An 18,504-nucleotide genomic window follows, 5' to 3' on the forward strand; every position below is an offset into this window, starting at 1 on the left:
CGCTAAAAAACGAACGCGTTTAACTGCGGTGCAGCTCCGCAACGGACATAGTGAAAATCAGGGTCTCTACGCCCTGATTGGCATAATGGTGCGCCGTGTCCGTTCTGGCGACCGCCGAGCAACCCGCTTTAATTGTCAGTATAGCGCTTTGGGTTTGCAGGCTTAGCGTGCCCTTTTCCACATGCAGCAGTTCCAGCGTTCCCACCGGATGTCCCGGCGAGGCAAAAAGTTCACCGGGATACATTTCCCAGCGCCACAGCTCGATCATATCCGGTCCGCTGGTGCCGGCCAGCAGCCGCGCCGATCCGCCTTTTTCGCCTTGCCATAGTGTCGGTATCTCTTCGCTGGCAATCAGCCATGCAGAAGGTGAATCGGTCACGTTAACGATATCTGCTACCGACAAACCAAGTGCAGCCGCAATTTTACACAGAATGGCGATGCTGGGATTTGCCGTGCCCTTTTCTGTCTCCACCAGCATCCCCTTACTGACCCCCGCCCGGCGAGCAAGCTCGTCCAGCGAAAGCTTTTGCGCTTTACGGTGGGTTTTAATGCTGCGGGAAACGGCGGCGCTAACGCTGTGCAGATCGGCCCCCGCCTCGGTCGTTTTATTGACTTTTTTGGTCATTGGTCACTACTATAGGATAAATTAGTCACTAAAGGATTATGGAATGTTTACAGTTACGCCGTCAATCGATCCCGCTGTCGCCGAACTGGCTCCCGGGTTTCGTGCCTTAAGTATTGTGGTAGAAGCCGCGCCGGTCTCTCGTCCGCAAGTGGCCGCCGAGTTTCTCGCGCTTGCCTGCGGTGCGGTTACTGCCGATAGCATTCCCTGGGCCGAAGCCCATCTGGCAGACTGGTCATCAACCTTTAAAAAGTTTGGTGCTAAGCCAAAACGCACCCCCTGTTCCGCCGAAGCGTTGCGTAAGCGCGTGCAGCGCGACGGTACGCTGGCGGCTATCGATCCCGTTGTCGATCTCTACAACGCCATTAGCCTTCGCTATGCGATTCCGGTTGGTGGTGAAAACTTTGCCGCCTATATCGGCCAGCCACGGCTGCTTCTTGCCGACGGCAGCGAACCGTTTGATACCCAGAAAGAGGGAAATATTGTCTGTGAATCGCCCGAACCTGGCGAAGTTATCTGGCGCGACGATCGAGGCGTGACCTGCCGTCGCTGGAACTGGCGTCAGGGTATCAGAACCCGGCTGGATGCCAACGCGCAACGGATGTGGTTTATTCTGGAAAGCCTGCCGTCGATGCCGTTGGAAGCGTTGCAGGAAGCGGGTAACGAACTGATTCGCGGTCTGGAATTGATGATGCCCGGCGTCAAAACGACAAAAAACCTGCTCGGTTTTGGCGTGCCTTAATGTAAGTTAAGCCTCGCAATTCACACAAAAGAAGCGAACGCGATGAACCGTACCGAACGTTTATTGACCCTGATTCAACTCCTGCGCAACCATCGCTATCCGGTCACGGCAGCCTTTCTGGCGGAAAAGCTGGACGTTAACGTTCGAACGCTTTATCGCGATATCGCCAGCCTGAAACAGCAAGGTGCCTGTATTGAAGGGGAAGCAGGCATGGGCTATGTGCTGCGTGAAGATTACCTGCTGCCGCCGCTGATGTTTACCCGTATGGAGATCGAAGCGCTGATGCTTGGCCTTCACTGGGTACAAAAGCGTAGCGATACGGAATTAACGGCGGCGGCCAGCGCTGCGCTGGCAAAAATCCATAGCGTTATTCCTGCCTCGCTAAAACCTGCCATTGAGAATCAGGCGTTGCTGGTCGGCCCCGCAGAACGCTTCTTTCCGCAAACGCATCTGGCCGAACTGCGTCGGGCTATCCGCCAGTGTAATAAAGTTGAAATAGCCTATGAAAATCTCCAGGGAGATTGCTCCACCCGCATTATCTGGCCCATCGCGCTGGGTTATTTCGATACCGTGCGCCTGCTGGCGGCCTGGTGCGAACGTCGTCAGCAGCTGCGGCATTTTCGTACTGACCGCATCCGCCAGCTGTCGATATTACCGGAGCGCTATCCCCGTCAGCATCATGAACTGCTGATGGCATGGAAAAAGCAGCAGCAAATAACCACCTGACGTGAGAAAGGCGTAAGGCTACTGACAGAAACTGTCACTCGATAATTTTATAGTGCAGAAAACTACTTAACCCCGAAAGGAAAAAAGATGATTTCTGCCACTATGACCATCCTGTACGTTGCTAATCCCGTTAAAAGCGCACGCTTCTATGCCGACCTTTTTCATCTTCAGCACGAAGAAGCTTTTCCCACCTTTTGTCAGATAACCCTGCCAGGCGGCTTTCAGTTGGGACTGTGGTCAAAATACACCGCCGAGCCGCTGGCTCCGCAGAGGCAGGAAAGTTCTGGCGAGCTGTTTATTACGGCAGGCAGTAGACAAGAGGTTGATGACACTTTTATCGAATGGGGAAACAAGCTGGTTACGATGATTCAAAAGCCGGTTGCGCTGGATTTTGGCTATACCTTTGTGGCTATCGATCCCGATGGGCAGCGGATTCGGGTTTGTTGTCTGGAATAAAAGTGCGTTAAAGATAACGCGGGCAGGATAAAAAAGGCCGGTTTCCCGGCCTTTTTAAAACAATCAGTTATTAACCGGGATCACCGCGCCTTTATATTTGGTGCGGATCCAGTCCTGAATCTGTTTAGAGTGCAGTACGGTTACCAGCGCTTTAATATCCGGCTTGTTCTCATCGCCGCGATGCACGGTAATGATGTTGGCATACGGGTTGTTCTCACCGCTCTCTACTGCGATAGGATCTTTTACCGGATCCAGACCCGCATCAATGGCGTAGTTAGCGTTAATCACCACCGCGTCGCCTTCGTCGTTGTTATACATCTGCGGCAGCAGAGCGCCTTCGACGTTCGCCAGGAACTTCAGGTGTTTCGGGTTTTCAACGATATCGCTGATACGCGCGTCAACTTTGCTTACGCCAGGCTTCAGCTTGATCACGCCTGCTTTCTCAAAGATAGAGAGGATACGGCCTTCTTCAGCTACCGCGTCGCGCATAATGACCTTGCCGTTTTGCGGCAGGTCTTTCAGCGACTTGTATTTCTTAGAGTAGATACCGATTGGCTCGATGTGGATAGCGCCCGCGCTGACAAAGTCGTAGCTCTTGTCGTCAGCGTGATCTTTCAGCACGCTGTTAAGATACGGCACGTGCTGGAAATAGTTGGCGTCGATATCGTGGCTGGCCAGCGCGGTATTTGGCAGGATGTAGTCCTGGAAAGGTTTAATCTCCAGATCGATGCCCTGCTTAGCCAGAATCGGCTTCGCCTGCTCCAGAATTTCCGCGTGCGGCACGTTAGATGCGCCAACGGTTAGGGTATCAGCCCATGCGCTCAGGCTCAGTGCGCCCAGCGTTGCCGCAGCCAGCAGCGTCAGTGTTTTTTTCATTATTTAATCCTTCAAGTGTTAGCGTTTATCGAGCCGTGTTGTGATGAAATCGCCCAGAAACTGAATAATAAAAACGATGACCAGGATCATAACCGTCGCCACCAGCGTAACGTCGCTGTGGTTACGCTGGAAACCTTCCAGATAAGCCAGGTTCCCCAGACCGCCTGCACCAATAACGCCAGCCATTGCGCTGTAGCTGACCAGCGCGATCAGGGTTACCGTAATACCGGAAACCAGCGCCGGAGAAGATTCCGGCAGCAGAACGCGGAAAATCAGCGTGCTGAGCCGTGCGCCCATCGAGCGAGAGGCCTCAATAACGCCTTTATCCACTTCACGCAGCCCAATTTCCACCAGACGCGCATAAAATGGCGCCGCGCCAACAATCAGCGCCGGGAGCGCCGCGTTCGCACCCAGGATGGTGCCGATCAGCGTTTTGGTGAACGGAATCAGTAATACGATCAGGATAATAAAAGGAATAGAGCGGAAAACGTTTACCAGCACCGAGATCACGGAATAGACCGCGCGGTTCTGAAACAGTCCACCGCGCGCGGTCAGGAACAGCGCCAGGCCAAAAATAATCCCCAGCACAAAAGTTGCCACGCCGGACCACGCGGTCATGTACAGGGTTTCGCAGGTTGCGTCCCAAAGCTGGTCCAGCTTCAGGTGTGGAAAAAGAGTCTCAATCATGAACCACCTCGGTCGTAATGGCGTGGGCGTGTAAATCGGCCAGGATAGCTGTCAGCCTGTCGCCGCTGGCGGCAACCTGTAACCACAGCTCGCCAAAGGTGCCGTTGGTGGTTTGCGTCATCTTGCCGTGCAGGATATTAAACGGCAGTCCGTACTTAAGCGTCAGCGCGCCAACAATCGGCTGCTGCGTGTTCTGACCCACAAAGGTCAGCTTCAGCACGCTGCCCGCCGCACGGTCGATCAGCTCAGGATTGAAAGGCGTATCGGCGTTGCTGTATTCCGTCGTCTGCTTAACAAACTGGCGGGTGATCGGCTGCTGCGGATGGGTAAATACCGACAGCACTTCGCCCTCTTCCACAATTTTGCCCGCTTCCATTACCGCCACGCGATGACAAATTTTGCGCACCACGTGCATCTCGTGCGTGATCAGCACAATAGTCAGCTGCAGCTTGCGGTTGATATCCAGCAGCAGATCGAGGATAGCGTCGGTCGTTTGCGGATCCAGCGCTGACGTTGCTTCATCGCACAGCAGAACTTCCGGGTTATTCGCCAGCGCGCGAGCGATGCCGACGCGCTGCTTCTGTCCGCCGCTGAGCTGAGCAGGATAAGCGTTTTCTTTACCTTTCAGGCCAACCAGCTCAATCAGTTCCTGCACCCGCGTTTTAATTGCGGCTTTTGGCGCACCGGCAATCTGTAGCGAAAACGCGATGTTTTCGCTGACGGTACGCGACCAGAGCAGGTTAAAGTGCTGAAACACCATGCTGATCTTTAACCGCGCCTGACGCAGAGCTTCGCCTTTGGCCTGCGCGATATCTTTATTGGCAATGACCACGCTGCCGGAGGTCGGTTTTTCTAAGCCGTTCAGCAGGCGAATAAGCGTGCTTTTGCCCGCGCCGCTGTAGCCAATAATGCCGTAGATCTGACCTTGCGCCACCTGCAGGTTGACGTTATCAACCGCCGTCACAGGGCCAGTAGCGGCATCAAAGGTTTTGGAAACATTACGCAAGACTATCATTTGTCGCCTGTTTTTTCCCGTGTTGTTCAGCCTTTAGCTGAGTAATAAACTGACTATTTTTTAATATATTATTGGTGAAGCGTATAATACGTGATGCGGGTTAGCCCGTCCCGGATTGTGCAAGATTCAAATCTCATGACATATAACCAAAAGGAATTGATTAGAAGTCTCCTGCCAAAAGTGGCGCTAACCGACGCGCAATGTTACCAGTAAATCGTTTGCTTTGTAGGTTATTGCCATCCGGACGGCTATCAGTTGGGCAGAAATGCGTCATAAGTGGCTTAAATGCCGAAAAAACCGCCACGTAAGTGCTCAGGGTGCTGACTTACAGGCAATGTCGCTATGAAGATAATCTTTGTAGTGCAGACGGCGCGGCTGAACAAATGGCGTTCGGCCATAAATGCTCATCTTGACTGCATCCACGCCCGCCACCATTCACTCTCTATCAACGGCCTTTAACGTACCGTAAAATTTTGAGACAATAATCTTTACAGAATATCTTATTGATTTTTAGCTATTTTTTTTCAAAAACCCGACTATTTGCCGCCACGTAACTTTGCAAATCTTTTCACGCTATATCCTTGATTTACCTGTAACTCATTAAATAAGACGCTATGCAAAAAAATTCATGGTTTTCGTGGCCATCCGTTACCGGGGTTGTGGTCGGCCTGTTTGGGCTGGCCTTTCTGATCCTCGGCGGCTGGCTGGCGGCGCTGGGCGGCACGCCCTGGTATATAGTTTTTGGTGCCGGTTTCTTCCTGAGCGGCATTTTTATGGTTAAACGCCGCCCTGCTGGCCTGTGGCTTTATCTGATTTCCTTCCTTATCTGCGTAGCCTGGTCACTGTATGAAGTCGGTATGGACGGCTGGAAACTGATGCCGCGTCTGTTTGCGCTTGCCGTGCTGGGCGTCTGGTGCAGTATGCCGTGGATTGTTCGTCCGGTTATGCATGGACAACGCCGTGCCGCAACCCTCGCCGGCATTGTTTATTTGCTCGCCATCGTTGGCATTTTCTGGTCTGGCTGGCACGTTACCGCCACTCGTTTTGTGCATCACGAAGCCGTACCGCAAGCAACCGGCACAGCAACAGCGGATACCAGTAACGACTGGCTGCATTACGGCCGTACGACCGAAGGCCAGCGCTTTTCGCCGCTAACGCAGCTTACGCCCGCCAATGTCAGCAAGCTTCAGCCCGCCTGGCAGTTCCATACCGGCGACACCATGCGTAAAGGTGAAGACAAAGCGGGCCGTGAGTTCAGCTTTGAAGTCACGCCGATTAAGGTAAACAACACTCTCTTTATCTGTACGCCGCACCGTGAAGTGATAGCGCTTGACGCCACCACCGGCAAACAGCGCTGGAAGTTCGATCCTAAAGTCGATACTTCGGCTAATGAATACCTCGCCTGTCGTGGCGTGGCCTACAGCAAGGCGATAGATGACGCCACCTGTCCGGAAAAAATCATCACCACCACCAGCAATGCGCGGATGGTGGCGCTGAATGCGCAGACCGGTGAGCCTTGTGCTTCCTTTGGCGATAAGGGCTACGTGAGCCTGACCGATCATATGGGCCAGGTGCCACCGGGCTTCCACTTTATTACCTCGCAGCCGATGGTGATGGATGGCCGAATTGTGCTGGGCGGCTGGATTTATGATAATCAAACCACCGGCGAACCGTCCGGCGTGGTGCGGGCTTATGACGTAAACAGCGGCCAACTTTCCTGGGCATGGGATTTAGGCAGGACGCCGCAAAATGCACCGCTGAAGCCGGGCGAAGAGTACACGCACGGCACGCCAAACGGCTGGGGCACCTATACGGCTGATGAAAAGCTGGGGCTGATCTACATTCCGCTGGGCAACGCAACGCCGGACTATTACGGTGGCAAACGTCGTCCGTTTGACGAGAAGTACTCCACTTCGCTGGTGGCGCTGGATATCCACACCGGCCAGGAGCGCTGGCATTTCCAGACCGTGCACCATGACGTATGGGACTTTGATTTACCGATTGGCCCGACGCTGGTAGACCTGCCGGGTAAAAACGGCGAAACCGTGCCGGCGCTGGTGCAGACCACTAAAATGGGTCAGCTGTTCCTGCTGGATCGCCGCACCGGAAAACCGCTGGCGCAGGTTAATGAGAAACCAGTTCCGACTTCGCCTTCCCTGCCCGGCGAGCACCTTTCCCCCACCCAGCCAGACTCTGTCGGCATGCCGAACCTTTCGCCGCCGAACCTGAAAGACACCGATATGTGGGGTGCCACGCCAGTCGATCAGCTGGTGTGCCGTATTCAATTTCATCGCTATCGCTATCGCTATCAGGGGCAGTATACGCCGCCAGCCGAAGGTACCTCTATCGCCTATCCCGCTTTTGACGGCGTGATGGACTGGTATGGCGCATCGGTAGATCCAGAGCGTCACCTGCTGATTGCCAATACCAGCTACATTCCTTTTCTTATGGAGATGATGACGCACGATAAGGCTATCAAACAGGGGTTAATGAAGCAGTGGGCTGGCTGGGCCAGCGGGCAGTCCTATCCAAAACCTAAAGAGTTTGCTGTCGGCCCGCAGTATGGCACCGGCTGGGCTGCGGTAGTCAAACCCTGGCTGACCGCACTGGGCGCGCCTTGTAGCGCACCGCCGTGGGGCAAGCTGGTGGCTATCGATCTTAACAGCCGTAAAATCGCCTGGGAAAGACCAGCGGGCACCACACGGAATATGAATATCTTCGGCACGCATACCAACGCCCCGCTGCCGACCGGTATCTTTATGATGGGTGGCAATATTATTACCCGTAGCGGCCTGATCTTTATGGGCGCAACGGCGGATAATTACCTGCGCGCCTTTGACGAAGCAACCGGCAAGGAGCTGTGGAAAGCGAAGCTTCCTGCGGGCGGCCAGGCAACGCCAATTACCTATACTGGCAAAGATGGCCGTCAGTATGTGGTCATTGCTGCGGGCGGTCATGGTGGCCTTGGCACCACCTCGGGCGATGCGCTGGTCGCCTATGCGCTCCCGAAAAGCTGATTATTAATCAGGGTGAAGCTTCCCGATGGAGAGCTTAGCTTCGCAGGCTGACCGCGCATGTTGTCTTAGGTCAGCCTGTAATAAACCCGAAATGCAGTAGTAACTAAAACCTCACTTTTTACGTGAGGTTTTAGTTTTCAAAGGGGGATAAAGCAGAATTGCTCATAAACCGCACAACAAATTTTTGCAGCTAATGCCAAACGCTACCGATAGTAAGTTTAGCGGACGACATAAGCTATACGAAACCTACTGCGCCTGCAGGCAGGCAGGCAGGCAGGCAGGCAGGCAGGCAGGCAGGCAGGCAGGCAGGATGTTGTAGCGGCTCTGGCAAGAAGACAAGATGACTGGCTGCTATAGCCTGCTTTTTCAGGTATAGCCTGGCTGTTACTCAACGTGATGCTGGTCTTTGTCGTCAAGCGGTGTTTTACGCGTGTGCCTGAGCATTTCGACATGACGGGCGAAGTCTTCATGCACCTCGGCGCTTTGCAGGTTTACCGAGGCGGCACCATCTTCATCAATCAGTATCCGCTCGCCATCATCCTTCGCTTCCTGCATATCGTTCCGCGACATTACGTTCAACAACCTCTCCGGGCTGGCAAACAGGCTGGCGATCATTTTCAGCATTCTGTGCTCCTTGTTTCAGGGCCTGATAGTTGCCCATATTTCCTCGCGCTCTGCTCTGCGCACTTAATAGCATGCGAAGTATAGCGTAACCTGGCGAAAACGAAGCGGCGGAGGCCGGGCGCTAACCCAAGGGCTGCCCGGGTAAAGTGCGTTCAGGAGAAAGAGTAAAGCAGGCTACAGCGTCGGTCATACAGAAAGAATTAAGCATGCAACAGAGCAAGTCATGCAACAAGAATTAAGCATGCAACGGAGCAAGTCATGCAAAAAAATTAAGCATGCAGCAGAGTGAGTTATGCAAAAATTAAGCATGCAATAGAGTAAGTTATGCAAAAAAAATTAAGCACGTAACAGAGTAAGTGATGCATAAATAGTGAAACATGTGACAGAGCAAGCCATGCAGGAAGAGCGAAGCATGCAACAGAGCGGATTCTGTAGAAAGAGTGTGTCGAATCGAAGAAGTAAGCCGGATAGCAAATGTGAACGAGCAGACGAATCAGGCCAGGAAAATGTGGCAGAAAACGTTGAGGGAAACCTCTTAACCGTCATCGCGTGAGAGTCACGCGATGACGGTGAGCCTGCCCGCTGGCAGGCGCTTTACTCTTTAGCTGCGATGGCTCTTCTCGCCACCTTTTTTACCGGCTTCAGACGCTTTTTCACGGTCATTTTTGAAATTACCGCTACCGCTGCTCTGTCCGCCTTTTTTACCAGCTTCTGACGCCTTTTCACGATCTTCAGAAAAATTACCCGAATTTGAATTACCACGATGCTGAGTCATACATATGTCCTCTTCGTGTTAAATAAACCCACTGATTTCTTTTAAAATAAATCCCACAGGGAGTTAAATATCAGTGAACGTCTTGCGTATTTAAATCTAGCAGTCGCGCTTATAAATGCAAGGAAACGGCAGAAGAAATATAAGAAAAAATTATCTCCACCCAACCCATTGATAAGTATCATATTAATGGAATAAAATCACATGGAGACTATTTTATTAATACAGGCAAACTCTAATTTGTTGCTTTATATATTAGCTGAATAACTATTTGCTTAAATAAAGATTAAGGAGAGCAAGCGCTGCCGCTTCGTTATAACCCCTTGCCGCTTCGTCATTTTTTTATTTCCTGCGTTTTTTAGGCAGTTCAGGCAGCGTAATTAAGGCCATAGAAATGTTTTCAGAAATTTCCTGAAACTGATAAAAACCTCACAAACAGCTGGACTTGATTAACGTCTTCTTACACTATCTTCGCCATACCGCATGCTGGCCTCTGGCCAGCCGAACAACGACTTTTGCTCTTTTTCACCGGCTTTGCCGGCTTGCTCCAGGGAATAGCGACGCTGACCTCGGCATTTATTGCTTTGAGGCCAGTCCCTTAACTGTGCAGAAGCTGGTGAAGCATGGATAAAGAGCGCTTTTTTACCCTGATGGGCAAATGGCCTAAAATCCGGTTTACAGACCTTTGTCTGATTCCTTCTGGAAATACTGGTAAACCCTACCCCGAACTCTATGTGCGCGATAGCGCCGATCCCCCCTGCTGGCTTTTTGTAGGCTCCGTGCCTGTCGAGGAGAGTGAAGCGGCGCTTGCCCGTTACAGCGTCTGGCTAGCAGAATTTCAGCGAAATTATGGGTTTCCGTCACGCGAGCTACAGGAAACCGAGATTTTTCTGCCTGAAGAATGGCTTAGCCTGGAGCCGAGGAAAACGGCGGGATTGGTTACCTGAAGCGCATTTTGCCCTATACCCGCCAGGGATATCAGAAAAATTTATCTATACTTTTTGCGTACGCTGAACTCATCAAGACCAAGTGGGGGGATTTGAGTGAATAAGGAACTGGTAAATGCAGCCGAAAAGCTCGGCGAACTATTGCGAGAAAAAAACGTTTGCGTTGCCGCAGCCGAGTCCTGTACTTCTGGCCTGGTCAGCTCCGCTTTAGGGGCGGCAGGCGACAGCAGCAGCTATTTCACCAGCGGATTCGTAACCTACACGAACAGCGCCAAGCACCGCATTCTGCACGTTAGCGATAAAACGCTACGGGTCCATACAGCAGTCAGCGAGGCCACCGCTCGGGAAATGGCGACGGGGGCAAAAGAGGTATCAGGTGAGGCCGTCAGTATAGCGGTGACCGGCTATGCCGGCCCTGACGGCGGCGAAGACGGCACGCCGGCCGGTACCGTCTGGTTTGGCTGGGGCTTGCCTGACGCGAAAGTTTACAGCTTGCAGCGCCATTTTACCGGCGACTGTGAAGAGGTCGTCAACCAGGCCGCCCTTTTTGCTTTAGAGCATCTCACAGAACTGCTGGGCGGCAATAATTGCCAGTAACAGAAAATGTTTTCACAGATGACAAGGCGTCTATGTTCCAGACTGTTGCCCCAAAATTAAGGCGAACCCGAAGGTTCGCCTTTTAGCTTTAAGCAAAAACCGATGACGGCCTTAAACCGCCCTCTTATGCCCCGATCAAGGATCGCCGATCTCTTTCACTGCCACTTCGGTATGCTTGCCTTTGTGTTTCACATAACCGCTGACGCGAATCAAATCTTTGGCATCATATTTTTTCCCGCCCCAGGCGGTATCGGGGATCACCAGGTTAATCTTTCCTGATTTATCCTGGAAGGCATAGGTATTACCCGCCACCTTCTTAATGACGTTACCTTCCAGCGTCACCCACGACCCATCTTTTAGCGCATGGATCTGTTTAATCTGGCTCTCGTTAGTATCTTCAGAACCTTTATAACCCGCATCCTGCTTGTGCGGCGGCGGCGGCGTCTCTCCCGCTTTAAAACCACCTTTATCTTCTGCCATTACGTTCAGGCTCAGGGCAAGCAGTGCGGCCAGCGTAAGCACTTTTTTCATCGTAACTCCTTTCTACATGACAATCCGATTAAACCTTTCATGAGATAAGCCTGGCAGAAAGCAGCCAATTTTCTGGTAATAAATGAAAAAAATTGAAATTAATCAGGTTTTATCAACCGGATAGCGTGCTCCAGAACCTTCTGTTCATCGCGATCCGCATCGGTACGATCGTGGCGTGTTCTGACCAGCAGCTCCGCCAGCACGTCCCGGCTGGTGTTATAGCCGCTTTCCGACAGCACGATAGCCGCATCGCCAATTACCCGACAGACTTCGTCATAATACTCTTCACTTAATACGTCACGTTTCATAGCGCCTCGCTGAATTTTACCTTCGTGGTTCCCTTAGCAGAAGAAAACCAATCAAAAGTATTGCGCCGGTGAAGCAATGCCGCCATCTGCCAGCCTGACTGCGCCTGCATGGTGTGAGGCAGATCACATCTTCAGCTGGCGATAGCGGAGGCCGTTATTTAAATAACGGCTTCACAACCATAAAACTCAGCGATTATAGAAAGGGAAAGCGCCGAAAAGTAAGCCCCCGGCCAGCAGAGCCATACTGACCAGAATCCCCCATTTGATGGCAAAGCGCTGGTGATCGCCAATATCCACTTTTGCCAGCCCTACCAGCAGGTAGACCGAGGGCACCAGCGGACTGAGCAGGTGAAAAGGCTGGCCGATAATCGAAGCGCGGGCAATTTCTTCTGCCGAGATACCATAGTTTGCCGCCGTCTGGGCAATAACCGGCAGAATGCCAAAATAGAAGGCATCGTTAGACATAAAAAAGGTAAAAGGCAGGCTAACCAGCGCGGTAAACACGGCCAGATAAGGGCCGAAACTGTGAGGGATAATCGCCAGCAGGCTTTTCGCCATCGCATCCACCATGCCGGTCCCGGACAGAATGCCCGTAAAAATACCGGCGGCAAAAATCAGCGATGTTACCGCCAGTACGTTGCCCGCATGCGTATTGATGCGCGCTTTCTGCTGCTCCAGCGACGGATAGTTCAGCATCACCGCTATCGCAAAAGCGAGCATAAACAGAATCTGAATTGGCATCAGCCCAATGACTAACAGCACCAGCAGTACCGTTGTCAAAATAAAGTTAGGCCAGAACATTTTTGGCCGCCGGTTGGCTGCGCACTCTTGCGCATCGCCCAGTCCCAGCTCAATATTTTCCAGATGCTGGCTATCAAGCTTGATCACGCCCAGCCGTTTGCGCTCGCGCAGGCCAAACAGTACTGCCATACCCACCAGCGTCATACAGCCAAGAAACATGGCTGGCAGCATGGGAATAAAAATATCCAGCGCATCGATCCGCAACGCGGCAGCCGCGCGCGCCGTTGGCCCGCCCCACGGCGACAGATTCATAATGCCGCTGGCCAGATTCACCAGGCAAGTCATCGCCAGCACGTTCATCCCCAGCTTGCGGTACAACGGTAAAAAAGCCGCCACGGCAATCATATAGGTAGTGGAACTGTCGCCGTCCAGTGAAACCAGCAGCGTCAGGATTGCCGTTCCCACCAGTACCTTAAGCGGATCGCCACGCACAATTTTCAGGATAAAACGTACCAGCGGATCGAACAGGCCGGCATCAATCATCAGACCAAAATAGAGGATAGAAAAAGTCAGCATCACTCCTGTCGGCGCCAGCGCTTTTACGCCGTTCAGCATCATTTCCCCGAGACCGTGATAAAAACCTGCCGCCAGCGCAAACACCGTCGGCACGATGATCAACGCAATCAGCGCCGACATACGTTTGGTCATAATCAGGTACATAAAGCAGGTTACCATCGCAAAACCCAGTATGGTCAGCACATTACTTCCCCTCTTGCGGATGCTCATAAAATCTGCCGACCTGGTTACCATCAGTAAAAGTTATCGGTCAGACGTAATAAGATGTAAAAACAAACGGCTTCTGTTACTTCCTTATCAGGTAACGCCTTGTTTTAAGGCTCTACCCTGTAAAACCTGATAATAATCTGTAATAAAATTTCATCATTTTTTTAACAAAGAAGGGTGATGTGGATCGGCTTTCTACGTCGCCAGAGCCCGTTATTGTGATAAGGATCAACAGCGACGTCGTTAACCCCGTAACGCCCTCCCAGCTCATCCGTGTTAAACCCCCTCTGCGACGGCGTCATCGTTGCTTAAATCCCTGATAATACGTAATACGCAATATATTCTTCTGCTTAACACGCCGTCTGGCTAAATCTTTGCCGCAATATGCCGATAGACAAGGCATCAAATCCCCTTTTAAGGTTCTTAAGATGTCGTTAAAAAGATCATCACTGCTGGTGCTCTCATTCCTGTTTGTGATTTTTTTCGCCAGCATGATTGCCAACGTCTGGCTGCTGACGCGCAGCAATACGTCGCTTGATGCGGTGAATAAAGAGATTCGTGTTGTGCTTTCCATCATCGACCCTATCAACCACAGCCGAACGCTGCGCGTGCGTTTGATGGAATATATGAAAACGATGGAAAACAGCGGCAACCTGCAGTCTGAACAGACTATGAGCGGGCTAAACGAGGTGCTGGGCAAAGCGGATAAAGCTTTCCAGGCTTATCTGGCCGCGCCAAAACTGGCTGACGAGGCTGGCCTGGCTGATGAATACCGCACCACTTATGAAGCCTATCGCCATCAGGGTATCGATCCGATGATGGACGCCGCCAGGGCAAACGATCAGCAACGCTTTAAGGCGCAGATTCCTGTTGTGATTAGTCTCGACAGGCAATATGAAATCGTGCTCGACAAGGTGCTGGCGCTGCATGAGCAGTATGCAAAACGCCTGAACAGCGAAGCACAAGAGCATTTTACCTTCGGTATTGGTCTGATTATCGCGTTTGGCGTGCTGTTTCTGGTGGTCATCGCGGGCGTGCTGCTGTTCCTGAAACGCTATGTGCTTAGCCCGCTCGACAGCGCCAAAACGCACTGCAGCCAGATTGCCCAGGGCATTCTGGATACGCCGGTGCCGGTGCAGGCCTCCTCCCGCAGTGAAATTCAGGATCTGATGCGCACTATGGAGCAGATGCGCCGTTCGCTGACCGACATTATTAGCCAGGTACGTAACTCTACACTGACCGTGGCCCATGCTTCGCAGGAGATTGCGGCAGGTAACGTTGATCTCGCATCCCGTACCGAACAGCAGGCGGCCGCGCTAACGCAAACCGCTGCCAGTATGGAAGAGCTGGGCGCAACGGTTAAGCAGAACACTGAAAACGTCTTTGAAGCCAGCCGCCTGACCAGCGAAGCGGTGAAAAATGCCAAAACCGGTGAACAGGTCGCGGAACAGGTTATCGTCACCATGGGGCTGATTAACAACAGCTCGAAGAAGATCGAAGACATTACCGGCGTGATCAACAGCATCGCTTTCCAGACCAATATCCTGGCGCTGAACGCGGCGGTAGAAGCGGCGCGCGCAGGCGAACAGGGACGCGGCTTTGCCGTCGTTGCTGGTGAAGTTCGCAACCTGGCGCAGCGCAGCGCCGTGGCGGCCAAAGAGATCGAAAACCTGATTGCCGAATCGGTCATTAATATCAAAGCGGGTTCGCAACAGGTCAGCCGTACGGGCGAAGCCATTGGCGCAATTATCGCCTCTGTTAGCCAGGTTGACGTACTGATGGAACATATCTCTACGGCCTCTGACGAGCAGAGTCGCGGTATCAGCCAGATTGAACAGGCTGTCACCGAGATGGACAGCGTGACCCAGCAAAACTCGGCGCTGGTGCAGGAGTCGGCAGCGGCTTCCGCCTCGCTGGAGGAGCAGGTTCATCACCTTAACCATTCGGTTTCCACTTTCCGCCTTGCCGACGCTTAATTTTACCTGCCCCGGCAGAGCATCGCCGGGTACTGACTATAACAACAGGCTCCGCTCGTCACGGGCCATCTATTTTAAGAGACCACCATGGCTAAACTGTCTGATTTCTGGAACGCTCTGATTCCGAAAAGAATCAATCCACTGGCTGCCCGACCAGTCAGTAAAACCTATGACTGCCGCGAGCTGCCAACCTCTTTTGGCAAGCTGGGCGCGGGTGCGGGAAAAGGCCTGATGATGGTCTTTGTCCCGCCTGAAGCCAACTTCGCCAAAGTGAATGATGCCTGGCAAAAGCTGAGCGCGCCCGGTCGTACCGTTATGGCTATTTCCTCTACCGGCGCGCTTTGTGCGCAGAAAGGCCGCTCCGCCTACTGCGCTACCAATGGCCCGCAGGGAAGCTGGCTGTGGCTGCCGGAACAGATCGTCGCCCGTCATGAGGTGCATATCATTGACCTGCAGGCCCCGCGCGGCGCGGGCGTCAGCCAGCGTATTGCCGGGATCCGCGCTCAGCTCGACCGCCTGCAGGTCAGTATGCCGCTTTCCGCAGAGCAGACGTTTGCCATGATTTATTGCGATGGTCTTTCCTCTTCAGAAGGCTTTTTAATGCAGGCCTGGTATGACAGCGGGCGCTTCCCTTGCCTGGCCATTGGCGGTTCAGCCGGTGGACGCACCGATTTCCAGGATACCTGGATGGCGACGGGTAACCAGCTGCTGCAAAACAAAGCGGTCATCGTTTTCTGCCAGATGGCGAAAGGGAAATCCTTTGCACCCTTTAAAAGCCAGAACTTCCAGCCCACTTCGCAAAGCTGGCTGGTGGCGGAAGCCGATCCGGTCGCACGTACGGTAAACTCTTTGTTTGACGCTAAGGGCCGCCAGCAGCCGGTCACTAAAGTTCTGGCAGAATACCTGCGCTGCCAGCCGGAACAGCTGGAGCAAAAGCTCAAGGGTAAAACTTTTGGCGTGAAGGTCGCGGACGAATATTTTATCCGTTCTGTTGCCAAAATCGATGCGGATAGCCTGTCGTTCTTCTGTGACCTGGAGTTCGGCGATCGCCTTTACCTGCTGGAAGCGGGCGATTTTGTTGCCGCCACGCGTAAAGACTGGGATAAGTTTGTGGCGAAACAAGGGAAACCTGTGGGTCTGCTGCTCAATGACTGTCTGCTGCGCCGACTGAACAACCCGGAAAGCCTGCCTGCGGCGGAACTGTTCGACGGCGTACCGGCTGCCGGTTTCTCCAGCTTTGGCGAAATTTTTGGCGTGCCGATCAACCAGACGCTTTCCGCCCTCGCCTTCTTCGACCATGACGTTAAGGCTATGAGCCGCTTTCCTATTGAGTATGCGGACTACGCGGGGCATTACGCCCAGCGCTCTCTGCGCCGCTGGGAAGCGTTACATACGCTACAAACAGAAGTTATTGATAAGGTTATCGACTATCAGCAGGAGATCAGTCCGGTTATTAAAACCTTCCCGCTGCTGGAAAAAGCCACCAGCCGTCAGAGCGAAGCGCTGGATATGGCCGGGATCAATATTGGTGAAATTGGCGATGCGGCTACGGTGACGCTACAGGCGCAAGACGAGCTGGGCTGGGAAATCGGCGAGCTGGAGAAGATCTCGCACGGCATTACGCAGATCACCAGCGGTATCAGCACCATTGCAGACCAGACTAACCTGCTGGCGCTGAACGCAGCGGTAGAAGCGGCACGCGCCGGTTCAGCCGGACGCGGCTTTGCCGTGGTGGCGGAAGAAGTTCGTCGCCTGGCCCGCTCGTCGAAAGAGCAGGCTGACGCCACCCGTGCCAGCATCAACGAAACGGTCGCCACCATCGCACGGATTAAAAAAACGGCGTCTAAAACCGTTGCGACTACCGAAGATATGGCGCAAAAAAGCCTTTCCGCTCGCGGCCAGATTGCAACCCTCAGCGAGCAAAACAGCGCCGAACGTAACGGCATGGCAGAGAATATCGATCGGTTAAAGAACGCCGCCGACGGTATGGATGCGATGCACAGAGCCGTCGCGCAGCTGACGGTTCTTCAGGAGCTGGTTCGTTCTTGATGCGTTAAGGATGAGATGACCGCGTATCAGGTTATGATATGGGATATGAAAAAGGCCGCGTAGCGGCCTTTTAAATCAGGAATTATGCAGATTTAATCGTCGTGGACGCAGCGCTAACGTAGAAACATTTTCTCCCGTACGCCCAACACCGCCCGCTTTCACAGCAGCAGACAGCGCTATCATCCCTTCCCGACGCTCAGCAAGCGCAATGCGTAATATATCATCACGCGTTAACCCGTTGGCGGTTACAGGAACTACCTTTTCAAGTTTCAAGGACATAGATTGAGTACTCCTTCCAGGATTCATTGTAATGATAACCCAGTGATAATGAATATTCGCGCATAATTTCATCATAGAGCTTACCCAGACCGGGTCGCGTGGGAATAGCCACAATCGCATGGGGATGCAAATGTTGAACAAAATGCTGTATTGCGCTTCCAATACCAGCGACCAGCAACTCATACAGTTCATCCAGGGTATAACTCATAGAAGCATCTTTACCAAATCGATCGACAACCTTGTGTAATTTGTTAAGAGGAAAAAAGTCCGTCAGGTAAAAATTATGTCGAATATCATTTACATGATACTGGTCGATAAAAATCCCGTGCAGACCAGGTGGAAGGTGATGGATACGAACAACATACTGGTTTTGCTCGCCTGATGCTTTAGTAACGTCGACCAGATAAAAATATCCAGGCAGATTGCCAGGCGGCTGATAAGTATTAACATTTATCTTCAAAGAGGGCTCTCCATTTCCCTGAGTTAATTTTGTCCGATAATAACACCGCGTGATTGTAATGGCTTTCCCTGTCTTTTAGATCGGACGGATTTCAAAGGATATTATCTGCAAGCCAGAATGATTTACTCCCCCTGCTGCTGGCCAGGCATATTGGTTTTATTCCGACAATCTGAGGCCGTGTTTCAATTTCACCCCGCATTTTTATACTTTTTTTATATTCCCTCCTTTTATTTTTACAACATCTTTGCAGCCCGATTTTTACACTCGCCGGATGGTTTCTAATAATGAGGTGAACC

Annotated in this window: 19 protein-coding genes; 8 read left to right on the forward strand and 11 right to left on the reverse strand. The window is 52.4% G+C overall.

The window, feature by feature from the left end:
* Nucleotides 1–19: 19 nt before the first annotated feature.
* Nucleotides 20–625: a helix-turn-helix domain-containing protein gene (locus ACMGGR_RS10375; protein ID WP_246759356.1), complete on the reverse strand. Its 606-nt coding sequence runs from the start codon at nt 623–625 to the stop codon at nt 20–22.
* Between the two features lie 43 nt (nt 626–668).
* On the opposite strand from ACMGGR_RS10375, the gene ACMGGR_RS10380 reads away from it, so the two are divergent.
* The 3 genes from ACMGGR_RS10380 (at nt 669) to ACMGGR_RS10390 (ending at nt 2,546) form a co-directional block, all read left to right on the forward strand.
* On the forward strand, nt 669–1,364 hold the full coding sequence (locus ACMGGR_RS10380) for a B3/4 domain-containing protein (RefSeq protein WP_246759355.1): 696 nt from the start codon (nt 669–671) through the stop codon (nt 1,362–1,364).
* A 42-nt stretch (nt 1,365–1,406) separates the two neighbouring features.
* Nucleotides 1,407–2,090, forward strand: a complete 684-nt coding sequence (locus ACMGGR_RS10385; protein WP_246759354.1) for a helix-turn-helix transcriptional regulator — start codon at nt 1,407–1,409, stop codon at nt 2,088–2,090.
* An 87-nt stretch (nt 2,091–2,177) separates the two neighbouring features.
* Nucleotides 2,178–2,546 (forward strand): drug:proton antiporter, encoded by a 369-nt coding sequence (locus tag ACMGGR_RS10390; protein ID WP_246759353.1) that lies wholly within the window; start codon nt 2,178–2,180, stop codon nt 2,544–2,546.
* Between the two features lie 63 nt (nt 2,547–2,609).
* On the opposite strand, the gene ACMGGR_RS10395 is transcribed toward ACMGGR_RS10390, so the two are convergent.
* Genes ACMGGR_RS10395 through ACMGGR_RS10405 form a run of 3 tightly spaced genes read right to left on the reverse strand, consistent with a single transcriptional unit; the run spans nt 2,610 to nt 5,124 of the window.
* Entirely contained in the window at nt 2,610–3,422 is an 813-nt protein-coding gene (locus ACMGGR_RS10395) for a MetQ/NlpA family ABC transporter substrate-binding protein (RefSeq protein WP_246759352.1), read from the reverse strand.
* Between the two features lie 18 nt (nt 3,423–3,440).
* Entirely contained in the window at nt 3,441–4,109 is a 669-nt protein-coding gene (locus tag ACMGGR_RS10400; RefSeq protein ID WP_246759351.1) for a methionine ABC transporter permease, read from the reverse strand.
* Entirely contained in the window at nt 4,102–5,124 is a 1,023-nt protein-coding gene (locus ACMGGR_RS10405; protein ID WP_246759350.1) for a methionine ABC transporter ATP-binding protein, read from the reverse strand. Before ACMGGR_RS10405 ends, ACMGGR_RS10400 begins: the two co-directional genes overlap by 8 nt.
* Nucleotides 5,125–5,738: 614 nt before the next feature.
* Here ACMGGR_RS10405 and ACMGGR_RS10410 point away from each other — a divergent pair.
* Nucleotides 5,739–8,141, forward strand: coding sequence for a membrane-bound PQQ-dependent dehydrogenase, glucose/quinate/shikimate family (locus ACMGGR_RS10410; RefSeq protein ID WP_414148855.1), 2,403 nt, complete (start codon nt 5,739–5,741; stop codon nt 8,139–8,141).
* 384 nt (nt 8,142–8,525) lie between these two features.
* Here the strand turns inward: ACMGGR_RS10410 and ACMGGR_RS10415 are convergent, their stop codons facing one another.
* Both ACMGGR_RS10415 and ACMGGR_RS10420 read right to left on the reverse strand, forming a co-directional pair.
* Nucleotides 8,526–8,765: a hypothetical protein gene (locus ACMGGR_RS10415; RefSeq protein ID WP_414148856.1), complete on the reverse strand. Its 240-nt coding sequence runs from the start codon at nt 8,763–8,765 to the stop codon at nt 8,526–8,528.
* 601 nt (nt 8,766–9,366) lie between these two features.
* Nucleotides 9,367–9,540 (reverse strand): general stress protein, encoded by a 174-nt coding sequence (locus tag ACMGGR_RS10420; RefSeq protein WP_246759345.1) that lies wholly within the window; start codon nt 9,538–9,540, stop codon nt 9,367–9,369.
* 620 nt (nt 9,541–10,160) lie between these two features.
* On the opposite strand from ACMGGR_RS10420, the gene ACMGGR_RS10425 reads away from it, so the two are divergent.
* Nucleotides 10,161–10,484, forward strand: coding sequence for a hypothetical protein (locus tag ACMGGR_RS10425; RefSeq protein WP_414148857.1), 324 nt, complete (start codon nt 10,161–10,163; stop codon nt 10,482–10,484).
* 96 nt (nt 10,485–10,580) lie between these two features.
* On the forward strand, nt 10,581–11,081 hold the full coding sequence (locus ACMGGR_RS10430; protein ID WP_414148858.1) for a CinA family protein: 501 nt from the start codon (nt 10,581–10,583) through the stop codon (nt 11,079–11,081).
* Nucleotides 11,082–11,216: 135 nt separating this feature from the next.
* Here ACMGGR_RS10430 and ACMGGR_RS10435 read toward each other — a convergent pair whose 3' ends face one another.
* The 3 genes from ACMGGR_RS10435 to ACMGGR_RS10445 all read right to left on the reverse strand — a co-directional run bounded on the left by ACMGGR_RS10435 (nt 11,217) and on the right by ACMGGR_RS10445 (nt 13,420).
* Nucleotides 11,217–11,612: a YgiW/YdeI family stress tolerance OB fold protein gene (locus tag ACMGGR_RS10435; RefSeq protein WP_246759342.1), complete on the reverse strand. Its 396-nt coding sequence runs from the start codon at nt 11,610–11,612 to the stop codon at nt 11,217–11,219.
* 98 nt (nt 11,613–11,710) lie between these two features.
* On the reverse strand, nt 11,711–11,920 hold the full coding sequence (locus ACMGGR_RS10440) for a DUF2767 family protein (RefSeq protein ID WP_246759341.1): 210 nt from the start codon (nt 11,918–11,920) through the stop codon (nt 11,711–11,713).
* A gap of 186 nt (nt 11,921–12,106) precedes the next feature.
* The gene (locus tag ACMGGR_RS10445; RefSeq protein WP_246759340.1) at nt 12,107–13,420 is read right to left on the reverse strand and encodes a CitMHS family transporter; all 1,314 of its coding nucleotides are present in this window, start codon (nt 13,418–13,420) and stop codon (nt 12,107–12,109) included.
* Between the two features lie 452 nt (nt 13,421–13,872).
* Here ACMGGR_RS10445 and ACMGGR_RS10450 point away from each other — a divergent pair, with 452 nt between their 5' ends.
* Both ACMGGR_RS10450 and ACMGGR_RS10455 read left to right on the forward strand, forming a co-directional pair.
* Complete coding sequence (locus tag ACMGGR_RS10450) at nt 13,873–15,420, forward strand: methyl-accepting chemotaxis protein (protein ID WP_246759338.1); 1,548 nt, start codon at nt 13,873–13,875, stop codon at nt 15,418–15,420.
* Between the two features lie 87 nt (nt 15,421–15,507).
* Nucleotides 15,508–17,469 carry a methyl-accepting chemotaxis protein gene (locus ACMGGR_RS10455; RefSeq protein WP_414148859.1) on the forward strand — a complete coding sequence of 654 codons (1,962 nt, stop codon included), beginning with the start codon at nt 15,508–15,510 and terminating at the stop codon, nt 17,467–17,469.
* Nucleotides 17,470–17,544: 75 nt separating this feature from the next.
* Here ACMGGR_RS10455 and ACMGGR_RS10460 read toward each other — a convergent pair whose 3' ends face one another.
* Nucleotides 17,545–17,748: a hypothetical protein gene (locus tag ACMGGR_RS10460; RefSeq protein ID WP_414148860.1), complete on the reverse strand. Its 204-nt coding sequence runs from the start codon at nt 17,746–17,748 to the stop codon at nt 17,545–17,547.
* Entirely contained in the window at nt 17,732–18,208 is a 477-nt protein-coding gene (locus tag ACMGGR_RS10465) for a hypothetical protein (protein ID WP_414148861.1), read from the reverse strand. Before ACMGGR_RS10465 ends, ACMGGR_RS10460 begins: the two co-directional genes overlap by 17 nt.
* Nucleotides 18,209–18,504: the final 296 nt, after the last annotated feature.

Origin of the sequence: Erwinia sp. BNK-24-b, from assembly GCF_047456155.1 — a bacterium.
In the GTDB taxonomy this organism is placed as follows: domain Bacteria; phylum Pseudomonadota; class Gammaproteobacteria; order Enterobacterales; family Enterobacteriaceae; genus Erwinia; species Erwinia phyllosphaerae.